We start from the raw sequence: 22,463 nt of genomic DNA on the forward strand, positions 1-22,463 counted from the left end.
ACGGGTGTGACGTCTTCAGGTAACCGAAGTTTTGAATACGCTATCAATGGGGGAGATTTCCAGACAGGCAATACCTTTACTGGTCTGGCTGCCGGAGTATCTTATACCATCACGGTAAAGGACGCCAATGGCTGTACCTTCAGTAAATCCTATACACTAACAAATGTAGAGGGTCCTACGGCCGTAACTGCTAGCTCAGCACCGGCCAGCTGCCACAACAACGACGGTTCGATAACAGCAGGCGAGGTATCAGGCGGCACCGGAACGATGGAGTACTCCATCAACGGTAACGACTTCCAGACCAGTACCATCTTTACAGGCCTTGCTTCCGGCGACTATACCTTGACGGCCCGCGATATCAACGGCTGTACAGTGACTACCTCGGTGACCGTGGTGCAGCAGTCTCTGACCAATTTCACCGCCACACCGGCTGCTTCCACCTGTGGCAACCCGAACGGTACTGTCTCTATCTCTGCCGTTGTCGGTGGCGTAGGTACGCTGGAGTACAGCAAAGACGGCAGCAACTACCAGACTTCCCCTACACTCACCGGCTTTGCTGCCGGGACGCATACAGTGTGGGTGAGAGACGAAAAGGGTTGTACCTTCAGCAAACAGGTGACCATCACTAACACGCCGGGCCCTACTGACTTTGCAGTGGAGCTAAAAGCCACTACCTGCGGTGACAGTAACGGCGAAATCCGTGTAACAGGTGTGACCACAGAGGGAAATCGCAGTTTTACTTACTCTTTGAACGGAAGCGCCTTCGGGACAGGAAACACTTTTACTGGTTTGACTGCCGGAACAGCTTATACTGTCCGGGTGCGGGATGCAAATGGCTGTATCATTACTAAGTCATTTACACTGACCAATACACCTGGCCCTACGGCCGTAGCGGCAACATCGGCCCCTGCCAGCTGCCACAACAACGACGGTACCATTACGGTGGGAGGTGTATCAGGAGGTACAGGCACGATCAGGTACGCTCTCAACAATGGCACCTTCCAAACCGGCACTACTTTTACAGGACTAGCTGCCGGCACCTATACCTTGACGGCACGTGACGCTAACCTCTGTACTGTCAGCACATCGGTAACAGTGGTGCAGAGTGTGCCGACAAACTTCACAGCTACCCCAACTGCAGCTACTTGCGGCGACGCTAACGGAACCGTGGTGGTGAGCGGCATCGTGGGAGGGGTTGGTACGTTTACCTACAGCAAAGACGGCGGCCGCACTTTCCAGTCGTCTTCTACGCTGACTGGTCTGGCAGAAGGTCCGCACACCATTACTATAAAAGATGCCCGTGGCTGTACCTTCTCCAAAGAAGTTATAATCGAGAATATACCTGGTCCGTCTGATTTTGCCTTCACGGCCAACGCCTCAAGCTGCGGTCGCAGCAACGGCAGCATTGAAGTAGGCCTTGTGACAGGTGGTAGCGGTACTTACTCCTACAGCATCAACGGTGGCGATTTCCAGACTTCCAATACTTTCTCAAACCTAACGGCTGATACTTACCGCATCACAGTAAAGGATGGTAAGAACTGCGAGTTCACCAAAGAAGTGACGGTGACAGATGTGGCAGGTCCTACTAACTTCACCGCTACCGTAAGCAACACAACCTGCGGGGCCACAAACGGCGAGATCAAAGTAACGGGTGTGACAAGTACTGCCGGTGGTTACAAGTATAGCCGCGATGGCGTGAACTTCCAGGACTCGCCTGACTTCACAGGTTTGGCTGTGGGAGAGCATGTGATCACGGTACGCGACGCCAATGGCTGTACTTTCTCCAGAACCTTTAACATCATCAACGTGCCTGGCCCAACGACAATGACAGTTGCCCAGATAGCAGCCAGCTGTAACAACAACGACGGCCGCATTACGGTGAGTAATGTGTCGGGCGGAACCGGTACCTATACCTATTCTGTCAACGGTATAGACTTCCAGGCAAGCAATGTATTCAATGGCCTTGCCGCTGGTCCTTATATCGTGACGGTGATGGACGAAAATGACTGTACCATCACCCGTTCGATAACAGTAGGTACCAACGTGCCGACTACCTTCGCCTTCACTACCAACCCATCTACCTGCGGTAATAGCAACGGTACGATTACGGTAGGCGCCGTAACAGGCGGTACAGGTCCATATAAGTATAGCAAGGATGGCCAGAACTTTGGTGACAGTAATGCCCTTACTGGTTTCTCCGCTACTACCCACACCATTTGGGTGCGCGACAACAAAGGCTGTGTGGTTTCCCGCCAGATTGCGGTAAGCGACATCGCTGGTCCTAGTGACATCGTGGCGACTGCAACAGCCTCTAGCTGCGGTAACCCGAATGGCCGTCTGACAGTGACAGGGGTAACAGGCAATACGGAAACGTATAGCTACTCCATCGACGGTGATAATTTCCAGGAGTCAGCTACATTCGAAGGTCTGTTGGCTGACGACTACACCATCACGGTGAAAGATGAAAACGGCTGTACGTTTGCAAAAGGCTTTAGCGTAACGGATGTGGCAGGCCCAAGCTTTGTGGCAGAGGCTGAATCCAGCACCTGCGGTGACAGCAATGGACAGATCGTGGTGAGCAATGTGACAGGCGGAACGGGTACTTACCAGTACAGCCTGAACAACGACACCTTCCAGAACAACAATAGCTTTGTGAACCTGGCCGCCGGAGAGTACATCATTTCGGTGCGTGACGAAAAAGGCTGCGTGGCTACTCAGACAATCGAAGTAACCAATATTCCCGGCCCGACTGATATCACGCTGGCTGCAGTATCATCTACCTGCGGCAATAGCAACGGTTCTATCACGGTGAGTGCAGTAACTGGCGGTACATCGGACTATACCTATAGCCTGAATGGCGGCGCCTTCCAGGAGTCGGCTACCTTCACAGGCTTAACGGCACGCACCTACGCCATCACAGTAAAAGACGCCAGAGGTTGTACCTTCACTAAAGAAGTAGAAGTGCAGAACATTGCTGGCCCGGATGGATTGACTGCTGAAATAACAGCCTCTACCTGCGGTGCCGCCAATGGCGAGCTGCGTATAACCCGTGTTTCGGGTGGAACAGAGGGCTATACCTACAGCCGTAACGGCGTGAACTTCCAGGAAAGCGATCTCTTTACAGGATTGGCTGCTGGTGAGTATACCATCACCGTAAAAGACGCCAGAGGCTGTACTTTCGCCCAGAAGTTCAATGTAACCAACACCGGTGGACCAACAGCTGTTACGGCCACTACCCAGGCAGCCAGCTGTTTGAACAACGACGGTTCGATTACGGTAGGTACGGCAACAGGAGGAACAGGAACCTATACCTACTCCATTGACGGTATCACCTTCCAGGAGTCGAAGAACTTTACTGGCCTGGCCTCCGGAGACTATACCGTAACAGCCAAAGACGGAAATGACTGTACCGTCACCACCACAGTAAAAGTAAACACCAACGTACCAACCAACTTTGCCAGCACATCCGTAGCTTCTACCTGCGGCGACAGCAACGGCAGTATTACGGTAGGTACTGTAACAGGTGGTACCGGTACGTACGAATACAGTAAAGACGGACAGAACTTCAGTACTAACGCGACGCTGACAGGTTTTGCAGCAGGCTCGCATACCATCTGGGTGCGTGACAGCAAAGGCTGCGTGTTCTCCAAGTCAGTAGCTGTGAGCAATATTGCAGGTCCAGAGTTCAGGGCTACACCAGTTGCGACAACTTGCGGCGCTGCAAATGGAAGCATCACAATAAGTGGTGTAACAGGCGGTGTAGGTCCTTATACCTATAGCATCGATGGCGATAACTTCCAGAATGGCCTTGTATTCGAAAATGTGCTGGCTGGTACTTACGAAGTGCTGGTGAAAGACCACAACGGCTGCGTGGGTTCTGTAACTGTAGAAGTAGAAGACATCGCCGGACCAAGCGACTTTGAGCTGACAGCGGTAGCCTCTACCTGCGGCGACAGCAATGCCAGCATTACAGTAGGTGAGGTGACAGGCGGTACGGCTCCATTTGCATACAGCATCGACGGACGAAATTTCCAGACCGGAAAAACGTTTGCAGGGCTGGCTGCCGGTGAGTACACCATTACGGTGCAGGATGACAATGATTGTGAGTTTACCAGGACCATTGAGATAGAGAATATCCCTGGACCAACCGATATCACACTTACAACTGAATCCTCTACCTGCGGCAGCGCCAACGGCACGATCACTGTAACAAACGTGACAGGCGGAACCTCTACCTATACCTACGCACTGAATGATGGCGACTTCCAGGAGGGAACCACTTTCGAGAATGTACTGGCAGGAAGGTATACTGTAACGGTGAAAGACGCTAACGGCTGTACCTTCAGCAAGGAGATCGTAGTGGATAACGTTGCTGGTCCTACTGACCTGACAGCCGAAACGACCTCTTCTACCTGCGGCAGCGCCAACGGCGAGATTCGAGTAACGGGCGTGACAGGCGGCACAGAGGACTATACCTACAGCCGCGACGGCGTGAACTTCCAGGAGTCGAATGTATTCACAGGATTGGCTGCAGGTAACTACAGCATCCGCGTGAAAGATGCCAAAGGCTGTATCGTAGCCAAGCAGGTGACGGTGACCAACATTGCCGGTCCGACTGCGGTAGCGGCTACTTTTGCCCCTGCCAGCTGCAACAACAACGACGGCAGCATTACGGCAGGTACTGTAACAGGCGGCGTAGCACCTTACCAGTACAGCATCAACGGCAGCGATTTCCAGTCAGAGACTACTTTTGGAGCACTTGCTTCAGGAGAGTATACCCTGACCGTGATGGACCGCAACGGCTGTACCGTAACGACAAAAGTGACGGTGACGAATGACGTTCCGACTACTTTTGCCAGCTCTACTACTTCCACTACCTGCGGTAGCAACAACGGCACGATCACAGTAGGCGAAGTAACAGGTGGTTTCGCTCCTTATACCTACAGCAAGGACGGTGTGAACTTCCAGGAATCAGCTACACTGACTGGTTTCGTGGCCGGTACGCACGCCATTACGGTGAAAGATGCCAAAGGCTGTATCGTTACACGCCAGGTGCAGGTGAGCGATATTGCGGGTCCTTCCGAATTGGCGATTGCTGTAACAGCTTCTACCTGCGGCGATAGCAACGGACAGTTGACGATAGGTGAGGTGACGGGTGGAACTGCTCCTTATACTTATAGTATAGACGGCAGCAACTTCCAGACCGAAAAAGCTTTCGCGACACTGGCAGCCCGCACCTACGAGGTAACCGTGAAAGACAAAAACGGCTGTACCTATACCCAGTCTGTTACAATTGAGAACATCCCTGGCCCGTCTGACTTTGTGGTAACGTTGAAAAGCTCCAGCTGCGGCCGTGCGAACGGTAGCGTAACTGTGGGTGAGGTAACAGAAGGCACAGCGCCTTATACCTACAGCAAAGACGGCGTGAACTTCCAGGAGTCGGCTACTCTAACCGGACTGCTGGAAGGTGAGCACACGATCACGGTGAAAGATGACAACGGGTGTATCGTTGCCAAAGTCGTGACGATAGAAGATGTAGCTGGTCCAAGCGACATGATCCTGGCCAGCACCTCTTCTACCTGCGGCAGCGCGAACGGTACGATCAGCGTGACAGGCGTTACCGGTGTAGCAGGTGGTTATACCTACAGCATCGATGGCATCAACTTCCAGGAGGGAACCACCTTCGAGGGTGTGCTGGCTGGCAGGTATACCGTAACGGTGAAAGACGCCAACGACTGTACTTTCAGCAAGGAGATTGTAGTGGATAACATCGCCGGGCCTACTAACCTGACAGCATCCATGACTGCTTCTACCTGCGGCTCAGCAAACGGTGAACTGACGGTGACGAATGTTTCAGGTGGAACGGAGTCTTATTCTTACGCTATCGACGGTAAGAACTTCCAAGCTTCTCCAACCTTCACAGGTCTGCTAGCCGGAGAATACACCATTACCGTGAAAGACGACAAAGGCTGTACTTTCGCGAAAGCCTTCACCGTGTCAGACATTGCCGGTCCTTCAGCAGTAGCGGCAAGCTCGCAAGCGGCAACCTGTGCCGACAACGACGGCCGCATCACGGCTGGTACGGTGACAGGTGGTACGGCTCCTTATACTTACTCGATCAACGGCACCGACTTCCAGACCAGCACTGTCTTCATGGCACTGGCTTCCGGAGAGTATACCCTGACAGTGAGAGATGCCAAAGGTTGCGAGACGACTACCACAGTTAAAGTAGACAAAGACGGTCCGGGCAGTTTTGTTGCCTCAACCAGCAACTCAACTTGTGGTAATGACAATGGCAGTATCCGAATCACTTCAGTGGACGGTGGTGTTGCGCCTTATACCTACAGTCTGAACGGTGGTGACTTCCAAAGCGGAGCCAGTTTCTCTGGTCTTGTGGCAGGAGAGTATACCATCACGGTAAAGGATGACAACGACTGCACGCACACTGAGACCATCACAATCAATGATGTGACGGGTCCAACTGACCTCACTGCTACAGCTCAGAACACAACCTGCGGCAACAGCAATGGACAGATCAGCGTGACCAACGTAGCAGGCGGAAAAGCTTCTTATACCTACAGCATCAATGGCACCAACTTCCAGACTTCCTCAAACTTCACAGGTTTGGCTGCTGGTGAGTACCTGGTGACAGTGAAGGATGACAACGGCTGTACCTTCGCGAAAGCGGTGACAGTAACGAACACCGATGGTCCGGAAGGATTTGCCACTACTACCAAAGCATCTACCTGCGGTGCCAGCAACGGCAGCGTAACAATAGGTACGGTGACCGGTGGTCGGGCTCCTTATACCTACAGCAAAGACGGAACGAACTTCCAGACTTCGGCTGAGTTGTCAGGTATGGCGGCAGGCAACCACACAGTATATATCAAGGATGCCAACGGTTGTATCTTCAGCAAAGCGGTAGTGATCGAGAACATTGCCGGTCCGACTGGCTTTGAGCTTACTTCTATAACGGCTACCTGCGGCGAAGCCAATGGCAGCATCACAGCAAGTGGTGTAGCAGGCGGCAAAGCACCTTATACCTATAGCCTGAATGGCGGTGACTTCCAGAGCGAAACAGTTTTCGCCTCCGTAGCGGCTGGCGAGCACACCATCACGGTGAAAGATGCTAACGGCTGTACCATCGAGAAGAAAGTAGAAGTGGGCAACGTAGCTGGTCCTTCGGCACTGACTGCAAACGCCACAGCTGCTTCTTGTGATGCGAACGACGGTGCTATCACAGTAAGCCAGGTAACCGGCGGTGTGGCACCTTATACCTACTCCATAAACGGTACTACTTTCCAGGCCGCTACTGCCTTCGCAACACTAGCCCCGGGTGAGTACGAAGTGACGGTGAAAGATGCCAATGGCTGCAGCACGGTAACGACTGTGACAGTTGGCCAGAAGGGTCCGAAAGAAGCAACGCTGACAGCTAGCAAAGCTTCTTGTGGTGAGACAAACGGCGCTATCACAGTAACGGCAGTAGACGGTGGCACAGCCCCTTATACCTACAGCCTGAACGGTGGTGCTTTCCAGGCCTCTGCTACTTTCGGCAACCTGACGGCAGGTGCTTATACCATCACGATCAAAGACGCAGAAGGCTGTGCTATTACAGTAGAGCAGACAGTGCAGAGTAGCGGTGGAGTAGAGAGCTTCACAGCGACTGGCACCGATGCCAGCTGCGGTGAGCGCAACGGCCGCATCGCGATCAGTGAGATCGTAGGCGGTACGGCTCCTTATACCTACAGCATCGACGGAATCAACTTCGTAGCAGAGCCAAATTTTACTGGCTTGGCTGAAGGTGAGTACCAGCTAACGGTGAAGGATGCCAGCGGCTGTACCCAACTACAAACCGTGACCTTGCAAAACAGCCCGGTGCTGACAGATGTGAAGTTCAGCGTATCGGCTGCTGCTTGCGGCAATGCCGCCGGCGAAGTGAAAGTAACGGAAGTGCTAGGTGGCACAGCGCCTTATACCTACTCACTTGACGGGACTAACTTCTCTGCTTCAACTACCCTGGCGAACATAGCGGCCGGAAGCTATACCCTGACCGTGAAAGATGCCAAAGGTTGTACCTTCTCTGTTCCGGTAACAGTGGTGGGCCTATCGAGCAAAGTGGCGAATGTGAGTCACATCAGCTGCTCCGGCGACAAGAATGGTACTATTATGATTGAGGCCACTGGCGGTGATGCGAACACTGAGTACAGCATCGACAACGGCAAGACCTTCCAGAAAAACCCAGAGTTTACAGGACTGGCGAAGGGTACTTACCAGGTGATCACCCGCTTCTCTTCTACTTGTACCATCACATTAGGTGCAGTAGAGATCAAGGAGCCGGCCGCGCTGCAAGTGGAGATGGCTGTGACAGATGGAATGCCAGGTAAACCTAACTCAGGCAGTGCTAAAGTGAGCGCAATCAGCGGAGGTACGGCACCATATGTCTACTCACTCAACGGTGGAGAATTTGTAAACGAGTCAGAGTTCCTGAACCTGCGCGGTGGCAAACACTACCTGAAAGTGCGTGATGCCAGCGGCTGTATTACAGAGGTTGAGTTTGACGTGACTAGCCTTGGTGAACTTGACATTCCGAACGGTTTCACACCAAACGGCGACGGCATCAACGACACCTGGGTGATTCGTAACCTGCCGGAGACTTTCCCTAACTGCAGAGTGACGATCTACAACCGTTGGGGTAGCCCGGTATTCGAGTCGAAAGGATATGGCAGAGAATGGGACGGTACGAATAACGGCAAGCGACTGCCTGATGGTACCTACTACGCCATCATCGAGTTCGGTGACGATACGCCGGCAGTTAAGACATCAGTGACCATCATGCGTTAAGTTTCGCCATTTTAGAAAGAGACCGTTATGAAAAATAAGATATTAATACTCTGCTTTTTGTTGATTGCCTTCACCGCCTCGGCCCAGCAGAAAGCCCTTTACTCACAGTACATGACCAATTACTTCATTCTCAACCCGGCTGTAGCTGGGTTTGAGAAGGACGTAAACATTAAAATGGGTTACCGCAACCAGTGGGTTGGCTTTGAGGGCGCACCTAAAACCTTTTACCTGAGTGGAGAGGGCGCCCTGTTTAACCGACACCTGAAGCGCAGCCGCAAGACACAGGGCTTCCATGGGGCAGGCGGTATGGTCTACACTGACCAGACAGGTCCAACTACCCGCACTGGCGCTTTGGCTTCCTATGCGTACCACGTGCCACTGAATCGAAGCATCTACTTGTCGTCCGGCTTCTCTGCAGGTTTCCAGCAGTTCCGTTTCGACCCAGCTAAAGTGCGCCTGGCAGATGGCTCTAACGAGCGTGACCCCGTAACCAATCACGGCCGCATAGATGCCTTTATGCCAGACCTTACAATTGGTACTTTCATGCACTCAGAAGACTTTTACTTTGGGGTGTCGCTATTTCAGGTGCTTGGCAACAAGATAAATGAAGTAGATGGAAGTGAAGAAGTAAGCCGACTTTCGCGCCACTTGTTTGTGTCAGGTGGATATAACTTCGATGTGCACGACAAAATCCGGCTGATGCCTTCTGCTTTGCTGAAGTATGTGCAGGGCGCCCCAGTTCAGGCTGACTTCAATATGAAAGCAGCCTACCACATGAGCAAGCGTCGCCAGAAGACCGTGTACGATGACCAGGTATGGGCAGGCGTCTCTTACCGTACCCAGGACGCCGTTGTAGGCTTGGTAGGTGTGCAGTTTCAGGAGCAGTTTCAACTGAGCTATACCTACGACATCACCGTGTCCCGCATGCGCCACCAGAGCGCCGGTTCACACGAGGTCGTGCTAGGCTACCGCTTCAAATAAGATACAAGTCCATCGCTCACAAAAAGAGAAAGGCCAGCGCATTTGCGCTGGCCTTTCTCTTTTATGGTGGGTTGCTTATTCTATGTATAGAGCCACATTCGAGAATGTTTGGTTTTGGGTTCTGTCAGAAATTGTCCTTTGAAAGTAAAGATGTTTTATTCTACTTTTTGTCATCCTGTAAGGATTTTGGTAAAGATAGCTACAACCCCGCCAGCAGTATAAGCTTAACCTTCGGTGGTAGAGGACTGTATTTTAACCAAGTTTCTTTACAGAATGACAGTAAGTTTCGAACTGGTTATCTTAGAACCTAACAGTCTACCTCTTTTAACAAAGGGCAATCCACGCTTAGTCCTTGCAGGTTTAGCCAGCACTAGTGCGCTGCTTCCTCGGCACGGGCGGAGCTTCCGCTGATGATCTGGCCGAAGAAAATACTGTTGAGGAACAACTTATTGGTACCGAACCAGAAGGCGCGGAAGTTAGGGTTGTCCGTCATGCCGATCACTTTACCACCTCCCAAAGCCGATACTGTAATAGCGGCACTGTTACCAAGCTGCTTCAGGTTTGGTTTTGAGATGTAGCCGCTGAGCAACGGATTGGCTGTGTATACCGCCGGATTGGCATATGGGCTATTGGAAGGCTCCATGAACAGGCGGTTGTCGCGGAACACAGGCAGCTTGCTGTTGTAGTAGCCATAGCCCAGCGGATGCGTCAGGTCGAGGTTAGTTTCAAAGATTGCCCCACCAATCACCTGTGCACCAGTTGTGTTGCTCATAGTAGCGTATGGCAGTCGCTCGGTGCTGTTGTTTTCGCCCTGCTTGAAGGTGAAGTTGCCGATCTTGTTATCCGCAAGCCAACGCGTGGCATTGCCCATACCTATCAGCGTGCCGCCCTGCTGCACCCAGGTGCGCAGCCTTGTTTTACCAATCTCCGAAATAGTACCGTAAGAGCCATCGGCCATGACCATCACATTATACCGGCTGAGGTCAGCGCGGTTCACAGACTCGGCATTGATCAGACTGGTAACGATATCGAAACGGTGGTCGAGCAGGTGCCAGGCCTCACCGGCATCGTTGCTGTTCACGCCGTCGCCGATCAGCATGGCTACTTTAGGTTGCTGCAAGGTATAGATGCCCGGGCTTCCCAGATTGATGCCTTCTGTGAATCCGGTGCTGATAGCATGTACCATGATGCCATTGTCCTTAGCGATCTGGGTCATTAGCTCGTGTATGCGCTCCGCACTGACCGGCTGGCCTGTCACTGGTATCAGGATGGTGCCATAGTCAAATTGTTTTCCATCGGCCGTGAATTTGCTCGTAGTCACCCTGGCCTGCAAGCCGTGGTTGAAGAGGGTATTGAGGGCTCTTGGAGCATAGTAGCCGTGCCACTCAAAAGCATAAGCATAGGCGCTGTTGCCGCCTACTACCTGACCTGTCGGGAAGTCAACGGACGCGAGTTTCTGGCCCAGCATGCTGCGCTTGAACTGGCGGGACGTCAGGTTAGCATGTTCGAGGTTGAAAGCTAGCGGCAGCGTCCAGGCAGACACGTCGTAAAACAGGCTGTCCTGGAACGAAGTACGGCGCTCGAACATCCCTTCGATCAGCTTATACTGTGGCTGGTTAGTTGGTACGATGTAGCTATTCTCCGGGGTATAGGTCACATCGTTGATCGTGAATTTCTCCTGCGGACGGTAAATGTCGATCTGGTGCTGGTGGATGATCTCAGCCAGGTGGTAAGCACGGGCCGGGTCTTTCTCAGCGTTGAACACATAAGCACCAACCGGAGCTTTAGCAGACTCCTTCAAGGCATCGCGGTAGAAGTCACGCTGATGGGTAAGTAACTCTTCGCGCATGTTCTGCACGGCCTCCAAAGTAGAAAGGGTGGTCGTAAACTGGTTGCGGATGGTGAAAGGGAAAGTCAGCACACCATTCACGCTCTCCTGGGCATGGCCTCTGGAGCTCGCCTGCTCAAACAGGATACCGATAGCACCATTCACATCCGGGTAGGTAGAGCCTTTGCCGTAGTAGAAGTCATCGAAACTCTCTTCAGTATAGTAGAATGATCCGATCTTGTCGAGGGCCTTGGCGTGAAAGCCGGCGATCTTCTTTGTCAGGTCATAATTGCGAGCCGGGGTGAGCGGGTGGTTACGACTCGGTATACCTGGCTGGAAGAAGAAAGTAGAATTGGTGCCCATCTCGTGGTGGTCAGTGAGCACATTAGGCTTCCACTCGTGGAATTTAACCAGTCTGCCACGCGACTCCGGATGTTGAAGCGGCAACCAGTCGCGGTTCAGGTCAAACCAATAGTGGTTGGTACGGCCACGAGGCCAGGCCTCAGAAAACTCTTCGCTATTAGGGTCAGTGACCAGGTTTTTGCTGCGGTGCGTGTTTACCCAGCTGGCAAAGCGGTTTAGTCCGTCCGGGTTGATGGAAGGGTCAATCAGGATCACAGTTTCGCTTAGCAACTTATCAATCTCAGGTCCTTGCGCAGCGGCCAGATGGTATACGGCTAGCAAAGAGGCATTGCTTCCGCTCGGTTCATTACCGTGCACACTGTAGCCCATCCACACCACACCCGGCATGTTCTTGATGTCAAGCTTACCGGATGCATTCGGGTCAGTTAGCTGACGGTGCTGCTCCTTGATGCGCTGGATGTTCTTGTGGTTTTCGGGAGAAGTGATAGTGAGCAGGTATAGCGGACGGTTTTCGTGCGTGCGGGCATACTCCTCAATGGTGATACGGTCGGAGAGCTGCGCCATTTGCCGCATGTACATGGCCAACTGGTCATGACTCACATGCCATTCACCCACGTTGTAGCCCAGTATGTCTTTGGGTGTCGGAAACTCTTTGTTGTAGGTTACATCCTGCGGGAGGTAGTAGGAGAGGTCTGCCTGCGCCATCGTCCACTGGCTTAGAAAGACCAGTGCCGCCGTGGCGAGTGCATAAATTTTTTTCATGAGTACGGTTGTTTTAAGGGTGATCGTGAAATAAGGTTAGTTATGCAATTTCCCCTTTTGCTTCGCCTTTTCCAAAAATAAAAGCCCAGCCGGTAGTGGCAGGGCTTGATTAGCAGTGTGTCGTAAGCTCGTGCAAGCTAGCTGATAACAGGCCGTCTTCGATCTTGTGGTCTGGCGGTGTTTTGCCGACGAGAGCCACTGCTCACAAAGTAAAGGGCAAAGCCCGAAAGTATAGTCACAATACCTGCAATTGAGAACACGCGTAGCAGGAGATTGCCAAAGTTGTCGCGTCCCTGGTAGTCCATGGTGTGCAGCATCCAGAGAAAGTCAAACACACGCCATTTGTTATTACGGAACTTGGTGACCACTCCCTGCTCAGCGGCTACATAAACCGTAGTCTTGGTGGGGTGCTCCATGGTTATAGCCCAGGCTGGCAGAGCGCTGCCGCGGTACTCATGATGCCCGTTTATGTTTTCCTTGGTGATATACTCCACACTGGCCACAGCGGTTGAATCTATAAAACTATGGCGGGCAAGTTCGATGGCCTCCTGCTCGTTCAGTGCCGGGCGCAGTTCGCCGGTAGCAGCTATTGCCAACTGTGTCAAAGTCGTGGCATGCGCATGACCGGTCTCATGTAGTGTCGTGTCAGGATGGTAGCTAATCTGGTAATGTGGTTCGCCTAAAATGTCAATTAGCTTGACGGATGTAATGGTCGAGCCTGCGGAGAAGTACTGAAGCACTTCTGTTGGCGATACAAGTTCCATTCCAGGGCTAAAGGTTGTCGCATGCTGTTTGCGCTGATGATCGCCGTGTATCTCATCCATATCGCTAAAGCTAAAGTAAATGCCGCCGATGGTCCACATCACAAACTGTATACCTGTGATGAGGCCCAGGTAGCGGTGTATTTTGCGGATGCGGAGATGGGTTTTTCTTTTCATAGATGTAATGTAATGGCGAGCTAAATATAAGAAACACGGTACAGCAAATCTATACTAATACCTGTCAGGCTCTTGATTCTAGACGATGATAGCTACTCCATCTGTTTCCTGAGTTGGTTGCCAATCTGCTTTAGTATAACCTATTGTTGTTGGTTTTATGTGAATTTTCTGATAGTGATGTAAAGAAGCGGTTAGAGGCTAATGGATACTATTAGTGGTGTTTTATATAATATTCAATATATATAATAAGATGTTATGTTGGTGAGTATGTCAATGTCATGAAACTTTTATATGTAATAAGGGTAAATTAACTAAGAGTAATTCAGGTATGTCAAGTGTTAATAATATAAAATATTGTGTTTTTTAGATATAATCTTAGAGCTGCTCTTAAATAGTAGTTGAAATCCGGTTAACAATGACTCCCCTTTATCTATAGGGGTGACTTTTGGAGACAAGTATACTAGTTGAAGCAACAATGGTAAAGTAGATAGCTTTTATCGAGGACTACCAAGTTCTTTGAAGCATACGAGGCAGTTGCAAACTGCTTTTTATTTAATGCACTAGATATATGAACATACACACTTCTAGCATGCACTCACCTCTAGCAAATAAATTATGGAAAAGAATTTTACTCAGATAAAGACAATATCAGCAGCATCTCGTTTAGGTGTGAAGCATTTAGGTGTTATTGTAGTTTTTATTTTTTTGTTAATCAATAATAATGCTTTTGCGCAAAATGTAACACCAACAATAACTGCTGTAAATCCAGAGTGTACTACCGCCGGTAGACCAGACCTCCCTATAACAATAACAGGAACTCTTTTTGACACAGGAGCAAATGACGTACGGATTGAAGTATATACAGCCAATAATACTGATGCTGCAAACCTGTTGGCAACATACTTTACTACTGCTACAAATACGACAACTATAAACTATACTTTGCCCTCAGGAATATTAAGCCAGCCAAGAATACTTTATTTAAGAGTAGGAAATAGAGTAGGCGGAAGTGATAACTTTACTCGATCAAATCAATCTCGAACTTTAACTGTTACCCCTTCGGTTGGTCCTATTACTGCTACTCGAAATGATTTATGTGGTGGTGGTGAGATTACATATACAGTTCCTGCATTAGCTGGCGCAACTTCTTATGCTTGGTCAATACCCACAACTGCCACGGTGATAGGCCCTTCTAATACTAATGAAATTACTTTACAATATTCCAATACCACAATTATTAGCCCGCTTTTTGTGAGTGCAGTTACCCCTTGTGGAACAAGTAGTGCTTCATTTCAGGTTAGAATTAAAGAGGAAGTATTCTTAACTGCTGGTGATATAATCATTGATACAGATGATCCAGATGATGAGGTAATAGCTGGTGAGCCAGTTACATTTATAGCGCAGTCAGAAATTATAGATGCAGGAGATATATTTTCTGCACAATGGTTTACATCTACAGACGACGGAGCAACATGGACCAGTGAAGGCACTTCTACTTTTCCTACGTTTACTTTACTTTCAGCTCCTGAAAATTTGACACAAGTAAGAGTTTTTATTACCCCTCAAGAGCAGAATGTGTGTTATGAAAATTTACCAGATGATGGATTTTTAGAGATTCTAAGTCAACCCATCGTTCCCCTCCCAGTCGAGCTCCTTTACTTCACAGCCGTCAAACGCGGCACTGATGTAGCGATGGAGTGGGCGACTGCTTCTGAATTAAATAATAAAGGTTTTGAAGTGCAGGTGTCTCTGGATGGTCAGAACTTCCGCAGCTTGGGTTTTGTGGACTCTAAGGTAAATACAACCAGCTTAAAACAGCTTTATACCTTTGTTGACAGAGAAAAAGGCAAGCTAGGCACACGTTACTACCGCCTGAAGCAAGTGGACCTGGATGGTAAGTTCGAGTATTTTAGCACAAAGGCCGTAGAATTTGGCGCCATTACAGCTAATAGTATCAAAGCTTATCCTAATCCATTTCATTCGGAGCTGCAACTAAACATAGATTCGGAAGCGACTGGAGATGTACAATTAACGGTAACTAATACCATGGGACAACAGTTAATGCAACGCACTATACGGGTAGAGAGAGGAGCTAATACTGAGAAACTTGAGTTGGACCCATCCCTGCCGCGAGGCATCTATATCGTTTCTACCACTATGGGAGGTTTCAAGAGTCAATTCAAGTTGATGAAGGAATGATAAATAAGTAAATGTTATATACAAAGACAAGGGCCAGGTATGCTATACCTGGCCCTTGTCTTTGTATATAACATTTCTGTTTTAGCTGCCAGCCCTGCTAGAGTACCTTCACCTTCAAACTCGTCGGTTGCTGGGGTGAGTGGTATATCTTGTGGGTAGCTTTGATAAAGTCCTCTTCGTTTGCCTCAAAAATATTGTCTACATACTTCTGTGGGTTACGGTCGACCAGCGGAAACCAGGTACTTTGGATCTGCACCATAATGCGGTGGCCCTTTTTGAAGGTATAGAGCACATCCTGCAACTCCACGTTTACTTGAGCTACCTGATTTGGCACAAAAGGCTCCGGCTTCTCGAAGCTATTGCGGAAGCGGCCACGGAATACCTCGCTGCGCACCATTTGCTGATAGCCGCCCATCGGCTTGTTCTGCTGGTGTGCATGTGCAGCAGCTGTGTCCGGGTATACGTCGATCAGCTTCACCACCCAGTCGGCATCGGTGCCGGTGGTAGCTACTTTCAGTTGCGCCAGTATTTCGCCTGCCAATGTGAGGTCCTCCGTAAGCACGTCGGTCTGGAAGGTAAGCACATCGGGGCGACGGCTAGCAAAACGCTGATCATCGGTCATGTATTCGCGGGTCATGCCAGTGGCAACGGCCTCGGTGAACGGTACCGGCTTAGCAGGGTCGCTAATGTATTCGCTGGCTTCGGCTGCGCCTGCTTTTGGTGCTTCGAAGCTTAGTTTGCCATTGGCGTGCAGGTATAGCGTTTTCTCCTGAACGGCTTTCGGTGGCCAGGTCTCGAACTCACGCCATTGGTTCGTGCCGCCTTCAAACATAATGGCCTCTGGCAGTTTCACCGGGTTTTTGGCGTCCTCCTTCAGGTAGTGGGTGAAGAACCTGGCCTCTACATCCTGCTGGTACCAGGGAGAATGTGCCTTGCCGAAATGCACATTGCCAATGCTGCTACCGTCGCCGCGGGCCCAGCCACCGTGTACCCATGGCCCCATTACCAGCATGTTGGTCAGCTTCGGGTTATTTTTTTCGATGTGTTGGTAGATCTTGAGCGGGCCGTACAGGTCTTCGGCGTCGTACCAGCCACCCACCGTCATCACAGCGGTGCCTTTCAGGTTTTTGAGGTGTGGCAGTATATTACGGTCCTGCCAGAACTTGTCGTAGTTGGGGTGTGCGGCCATCTCGTTCCAGAAAGCCACTTTGTCTTTGTAGTATACTTCGTTTGCATTCTTCAGCGAACCCATACGCATGAAAAATTCATAGCCATCCGGGGTGCCGTGGTCGAAGCGTGGGTTACGGTTAGGCGTAGGTTCGGGGCGAGGCAGCCCAAAGCTGGCTAGGAAGTTAAAAGCGTGCGGTAGGAAAAACGCCCCGTTGTGATGAAAATCGTCCCAGAACCAGTCGGCAATCGGGGCCTGTGGCGATACAGCCTTGAGCGCCGGGTGATTGCTCATCAGACCAGCAGCGGCATAAAAGCCAGGGTAGGAGATACCCCACTGGCCTACGCGTTTGTTGCTGTTTTTCAGGTTCTTCACCAGCCAATCCACAGTGTCGTAGGTATCGGTGCTTTCGTCTATGTCTTTCTTGCCTTTCTTGTTAGGCACATGCGGGGTCATGTTCACGAAAGTACCTTCCGACATATAGGCACCACGTACATCCTGGTACACAAAGATGTAGCCGTCGCGCATCATCGTCGTGCTGGGGCCGAGGGAGGTTTTATAGCCTTCTTTATATGGACCAGCAGAATAGGGTGTGCGGTTAAGCATGATGGGGTACTTTTTGCTCTGGTCTTTTGGGGAGTAGACCACTGTATAGAGCTTTTTGCCATCGCGCATCGGTACCTGGTACTCCTGCTTGGTGTAATGCTCGCGGATATAAAGCGAGTCCTGGTTAACCCGCTGGGCAAGTGCCTCACCTGCATACAGCCAGAGGGCCAGCAGCAGGAAAAACGCACGTAAATAAAGGTGGTTTTGTCGCATTGGAAGAGGTTTATGTTTAAGGAAGATTGTTTTTCTGCCTGAATATAGCCATTCCAGCGTATAAGTTCTAAGGTGCGCTTTGAGGTTTTGGTCGGATCTAAAGCCAAAGCGGAAACCCACTAGTTTAAATCCCATCATTTTACATGACAAAACATATGGAAAACCGTTTACATCCAACCGATTATGAAGAAGGACGACCTCCAAAGCGGCCTTATCAGGAGAATAGACTGATTACGCTGCTCAAAAGACCCGCTGTGTTCATCCCTTTGCTACTGGCACTTGCCTTTCTGGTTATTCTCCTGTTCATCAATTCCTCTAAGAATACACAGCTCCGCGAGGCCCGGGAACAGGCGGCACAGGAACGGGAAGTGGTTGTCACGCAAGCCAATCAGCGTGTAACGGAGAACACCACTTATTTCTTAAGAACGCTGATGATGCCTTTCTCATGGTCCGTGAGGACAGCCATGATGTCGAGGAACATGGAGCAGGTAGACCAATATCTGTATGCCTTTGTGCAGGAGCCTGATTTTGAACTGGTACTATTGGCTGACAACAGTGGGAAGATCATCAGCACTACAAACCAGAAGTATAAAGGAGAGCTTTTCGCTGATCATTTTGAATCTTCGCTGCTTCAGGTAGAGTCCATTACATTGGATACAAGCGACTCCTCCAGCATCAAAGTAGCTGCACCCATCATGGGGCTCAATTCAAAACTAGGAACGCTCTATACTGTTTACAATCCAAAGAATCCGATCAGAGTGGATGGAAATTAGGCATAAATATAGTTGATGTTAGGGCCTTAAATATTAGATTAAAGCAATATATTTGGAGACAAACCTCAATCTTTCAAATATGAACACGCCCAACATTACAAAAAGAGACATCAAATGCTTTTTGCTAGGTATAGCAACTATCTATGCTGTTGATATTGCCGTAAATTGGGAGAGCCACAAAACAGCGTTTATACAGGGAGTGGAAGATGGCTCTGCTGATGCCGCCAAATCGACTGAAGGTCTAAGATTAGAAGAGCGTAAGTAGAAACTACTCTCGCACCTGCCGCATCACCACAAATGAAAAAGGAGCCCATAGAGCGGCCCGATGGCCCATAGCTTTAAGTCCGCTGTTTACCCAGCCGTTGCAGGTCTTGAAGAGGTGGAACTTGCCGTTTGCTTCGTAAAAGTTGTCGCGGGAATGATAGCCCCCACCTTCGATCAGCAAAAACTCGCCATCAGCCTGTTGCTGAAAACTATCCAGGATATACTGCACCAGCGCCTGGTACTGCTCCTGACTTATAATCACGGGTTGCTGGTATTTGTTTTGACGGAGTGGTTGGGCGATGTACTCCACATGCATGGCCGTACGGGTAGGCCAGAAGAGAGAGGTAATGGCCGTCGTGAGCGTAAGGTCAGTCCATTCAGGCGTTTCCATATAAAACTGCCGGTCGCCCCAGCCAAATCCTACGTGTGTAAAGGAACTGTCAGCACCAGCGAAGTCCTGCACGTACAGCCTGTCTCGCCAATCTATGATATCGGTTTTAACAGGCAGCACCAGATCCGTGTGCACGCCATTGTCGGTCACAAAAATCTCTATACCTTCTGTGGTTTGCGCATAGCTGCTGTTGACAGGTATACTGCCAAGCGTCAGTCCGGCCAGTACGTAGAGTACGGTCATCAGGGCCAGTCCCGCCATAAATGCCAGGAAGCCTTTGCCGGTTTTTCGCCAAAACAGATACATAGCTATAGGTACGCACATAAGGAGTAAGGTGTCAGGTATAGAAAATAAACCGAAGCCTGGCAGGTAAAATTCCACCCTGGCCAGCCTGCTCTTCTCCCAATCATTGTATAGACAGTCTTTGCAGGTATAAAATTGTCAAATTCAGCTTTTTTGCGCAGATTGTACCTTTATTCCCAATACCATCAACATACCTTTTTTTAAGCAATTGATCATGCAAAACACAATGAAGCGATTGTTCGCTTTTGCCCTCGTATTGCTGAGTTTGCAAACGGCCCTGGCACAGCAGCAGGCCCTTCAGACACCAGCACAATTCCTGGGCTATACCTTGGGCGAAGAATTTACAACACATGCCCGCATCACAGACTATGTAAATTACCTGGCACAGCAGGCCCCGAACCGCATTCGGGTGCAGGAGTACGGCAAAACCTACGAGGGCAGGCCTTTGCTGCTGGCTTATGTAGCCAGCGACGAGAACCTGCCGCGCCTCGAGCAAATTCGGGAGAACAACCTGCGTCAGGCAGGTATAGCCAACGGACAGGTGCAGGGCAAACAGCCCGCTATACTTTGGATGAGCTACAACATCCACGGCAATGAGTCGGTGAGTAGCGAAGCAGTACTGCAGGTGCTCTACGACCTGGTAGACCCAAACAATCAGCAGACCAAGAAGTGGTTGGAGAACACCGTGGTGATCCTGGACCCTTGCGTAAACCCAGACGGGCGTGAGCGCTACGTGCAGTGGTACAAGCAAGTGCAGAACCGGGGAGGCAATGCATCGCCATATGCATGGGAGCATTACGAGCCTTGGCCGGGCGGCAGACCCAATCACTACTATTTCGACCTGAACCGCGACTGGGCCTGGCAGACACAGGTTGAGTCGAAGCAGCGTATGGCGCAGTATATCCAGTGGCTGCCGCAGGTGCACGCCGACTTCCACGAGATGGGGCCGGAGCAGCCTTACTACTTCTCGCCAGCCGCCAAGCCGCTGCATGAGAGCATCACCACCTGGCAACGCGATTTTCAGTACACCATAGGCGACTACAACCGCCAGTACTTCGATCAGAACAACTGGCTATACTTTACCCGCGAAAATTTCGACCTCTTCTACCCAAGCTACGGCGATACCTGGCCTACCTTTAATGGGGCAATCGGGATGACCTACGAACAGGGCGGCTCCGGTCGTGCTGGCCTGGCTTACAAGAAACAGGACGGCGACACGCTCACCTTGACTGACCGTATCGCGCACCACCACATCGCCAGTTTGGCTACCTTGCAGGCCACAGCCGAAAAGGCCGACCAACTCACGCAAGAGTTCCGCAAGTACTACGACAACAACCTGAAGAAGCCGGGTGGTGATTACAAGACGTTTGTGTTCCGGGCCGACGACCGCAGTACAGGCAACCTGAAAGCCCTGACTGACTACCTTGACCAGCAGCAAATCCGGTATGGCTACGCCGACAAGAGCAGTTCAGCCAAAGCTTTTAACTACGCCACTGGCAAAGAAGAAAGCGTACGGGTAAATCAGAATGACTTGGTGGTGAGCATGTACCAGCCGAAGTCTACGCTGGTAAAGGTATTATTCGAGCCGAACTCAAATCTGGAAGACTCCCTTACCTATGATATTACTTCCTGGGCCATGCCTTATGCCTTTGGTTTGCAAGCTTATGCTTTAAAGAGCCGTCTTGAGCCAAGTAACCAGAAACCTGCGAAAGCAGCTACTGCTATAAAAGTAGAGCGCCCATTTGCTTACCTGACCCGATGGAACAGTCTGCAGGACGTGAAATTTTTGACCGAGCTGATGGCCCAGAAAGTAAAAGTACGCATGTCAGAGAAGCCGTTCGAGATGGATAACCGCCAGTATGATGCAGGTACACTGATTATCACCCGCACCGGAAATGAAGGGATGGGCGACAAACTGGATGCGGTGGTGCGGGCAACCGCTGAGAAACATGGCATAGCCCTACAAGCCTCCACGACGGGCTTTGTAAGCAGTGGTGCCGACTTCGGGTCAGGCAGTGTGCGCTTCCTCAAAACGCCGAAAGTGGCTATCATGTCAGGTGAGGGTGTATCGCCTTATGCTTTTGGCGAGATCTGGCATTACTTCGAGCAGCAGATCGGCTATCCGGTGACGGTGCTTGGCACCAGTTATTTCGGTAACGTGCCGTTGCACGAGTTCGATGTACTGATTCTGCCTGCAGGCTCTTACGGCCGTGTGCTGAATGAGCAAGCGTTGGAGCAGGTGAAGAACTGGGTGCGCGGCGGCGGCAAACTGATTGCCCTGGAGAGTGCTGCTGGCTTCCTGGCCGGAAAGAAGGACTTTAACCTCCAGAAGAAGAGCGGTGGCGAAGCGGCTGATAAAGAGAAAGCCAAGGAAACGAAAGAAGATCCTTACCGTCTGCTGCGTGCCTACGGCGACCGTGAGCGTGACGCTATTTCAGAAGAAGTGCAGGGCAGTGTGTTCCGCGTGAATCTCGACAAAACCCATCCGTTGGCTTTCGGCTACGGTGACACATACTATGCCTTGGTGCGTACCTCCGACACCTTCAGTTTCATGAAAGAAGGCTGGAACGTCGGTGTGCTCAAAAAGGATAATTATGCTACCGGTTTTGTAGGTGCCAAAGCGAAAGAGCGCCTGAAAGACGCCCTGATCCTGGGTACGCAGCCGATGGGCAGAGGGCAGGTGGTATACCTGGCTGACAACCCGCTGTTCCGCGGTTTCTGGCACAACGGTAAGTTGCTCTTCGGCAATGCCGTGTTCCTGGTGGGGCAGTAATCATTACATTGACTCACCAATTAGTAATAAAGGAGTCATATTTTTACAAAAGCAGCGGCC

10 protein-coding genes are annotated in these 22,463 nt (G+C 50.7%); 6 read left to right on the plus strand and 4 right to left on the minus strand.

Going from position 1 to position 22,463, the window contains the following annotated elements; translation table 11 throughout:
* Window positions 1-6 precede the first annotated feature (6 nt).
* Window positions 7-8,841, plus strand: coding sequence for a gliding motility-associated C-terminal domain-containing protein (locus Q1A54_RS19905; protein ID WP_299991705.1), 8,835 nt, complete (start codon window positions 7-9; stop codon window positions 8,839-8,841).
* 27 nt (window positions 8,842-8,868) lie between these two features.
* Window positions 8,869-9,822, plus strand: a complete 954-nt coding sequence (locus Q1A54_RS19910) for a type IX secretion system membrane protein PorP/SprF (protein ID WP_299991707.1) — start codon at window positions 8,869-8,871, stop codon at window positions 9,820-9,822.
* A gap of 370 nt (window positions 9,823-10,192) precedes the next feature.
* Here Q1A54_RS19910 and Q1A54_RS19915 read toward each other — a convergent pair whose 3' ends face one another.
* Together Q1A54_RS19915 and Q1A54_RS19920 are read right to left on the minus strand one after the other, a co-directional pair.
* Window positions 10,193-12,775, minus strand: a complete 2,583-nt coding sequence (locus tag Q1A54_RS19915) for a M14 family metallopeptidase (RefSeq protein WP_299991710.1) — start codon at window positions 12,773-12,775, stop codon at window positions 10,193-10,195.
* Window positions 12,776-12,912: 137 nt separating this feature from the next.
* Entirely contained in the window at window positions 12,913-13,713 is an 801-nt protein-coding gene (locus Q1A54_RS19920; protein WP_299991712.1) for a PepSY domain-containing protein, read from the minus strand.
* Window positions 13,714-14,328: 615 nt separating this feature from the next.
* Here Q1A54_RS19920 and Q1A54_RS19925 point away from each other — a divergent pair.
* Window positions 14,329-15,912, plus strand: coding sequence for a T9SS type A sorting domain-containing protein (locus Q1A54_RS19925; protein WP_299991715.1), 1,584 nt, complete (start codon window positions 14,329-14,331; stop codon window positions 15,910-15,912).
* A gap of 97 nt (window positions 15,913-16,009) precedes the next feature.
* Here Q1A54_RS19925 and Q1A54_RS19930 read toward each other — a convergent pair whose 3' ends face one another.
* Entirely contained in the window at window positions 16,010-17,899 is a 1,890-nt protein-coding gene (locus Q1A54_RS19930; protein WP_299991718.1) for a CocE/NonD family hydrolase, read from the minus strand.
* Between the two features lie 155 nt (window positions 17,900-18,054).
* Here Q1A54_RS19930 and Q1A54_RS19935 point away from each other — a divergent pair, with 155 nt between their 5' ends.
* Window positions 18,055-18,672, plus strand: a complete 618-nt coding sequence (locus Q1A54_RS19935) for a hypothetical protein (RefSeq protein WP_299991720.1) — start codon at window positions 18,055-18,057, stop codon at window positions 18,670-18,672.
* Window positions 18,673-18,751: 79 nt separating this feature from the next.
* Window positions 18,752-18,937 (plus strand): hypothetical protein, encoded by a 186-nt coding sequence (locus Q1A54_RS19940; RefSeq protein WP_299991722.1) that lies wholly within the window; start codon window positions 18,752-18,754, stop codon window positions 18,935-18,937.
* A 3-nt stretch (window positions 18,938-18,940) separates the two neighbouring features.
* On the opposite strand, the gene Q1A54_RS19945 is transcribed toward Q1A54_RS19940, so the two are convergent.
* Entirely contained in the window at window positions 18,941-19,633 is a 693-nt protein-coding gene (locus tag Q1A54_RS19945; RefSeq protein ID WP_299991725.1) for a TIGR02117 family protein, read from the minus strand.
* Window positions 19,634-19,844: 211 nt separating this feature from the next.
* Between Q1A54_RS19945 and Q1A54_RS19950 the strand changes: the two genes are divergently transcribed.
* Window positions 19,845-22,403: a M14 family metallopeptidase gene (locus Q1A54_RS19950; protein ID WP_299991727.1), complete on the plus strand. Its 2,559-nt coding sequence runs from the start codon at window positions 19,845-19,847 to the stop codon at window positions 22,401-22,403.
* Window positions 22,404-22,463 lie beyond the last annotated feature (60 nt).

The sequence above is a fragment of the uncultured Pontibacter sp. genome (assembly GCF_947502515.1).
GTDB lineage: Bacteria > Bacteroidota > Bacteroidia > Cytophagales > Hymenobacteraceae > Pontibacter.

Excerpts from the sequence above, each read along its gene's own strand:
- Q1A54_RS19935 (WP_299991720.1), top strand. The coding sequence starts at position 18,055 with ATGGAAAACCGTTTACATCCAACCGATTATGAAGAAGGACGACCTCCA.
- Q1A54_RS19915 (WP_299991710.1), bottom strand. The coding sequence starts at position 12,775 with ATGAAAAAAATTTATGCACTCGCCACGGCGGCACTGGTCTTTCTAAGC.
- Q1A54_RS19920 (WP_299991712.1), bottom strand. The coding sequence starts at position 13,713 with ATGAAAAGAAAAACCCATCTCCGCATCCGCAAAATACACCGCTACCTG.
- Q1A54_RS19910 (WP_299991707.1), top strand. The coding sequence starts at position 8,869 with ATGAAAAATAAGATATTAATACTCTGCTTTTTGTTGATTGCCTTCACC.
- Q1A54_RS19940 (WP_299991722.1), top strand. The coding sequence starts at position 18,752 with ATGAACACGCCCAACATTACAAAAAGAGACATCAAATGCTTTTTGCTA.
- Q1A54_RS19945 (WP_299991725.1), bottom strand. The coding sequence starts at position 19,633 with ATGTATCTGTTTTGGCGAAAAACCGGCAAAGGCTTCCTGGCATTTATG.
- Q1A54_RS19950 (WP_299991727.1), top strand. The coding sequence starts at position 19,845 with ATGCAAAACACAATGAAGCGATTGTTCGCTTTTGCCCTCGTATTGCTG.
- Q1A54_RS19930 (WP_299991718.1), bottom strand. The coding sequence starts at position 17,899 with ATGCGACAAAACCACCTTTATTTACGTGCGTTTTTCCTGCTGCTGGCC.
- Q1A54_RS19925 (WP_299991715.1), top strand. The coding sequence starts at position 14,329 with ATGGAAAAGAATTTTACTCAGATAAAGACAATATCAGCAGCATCTCGT.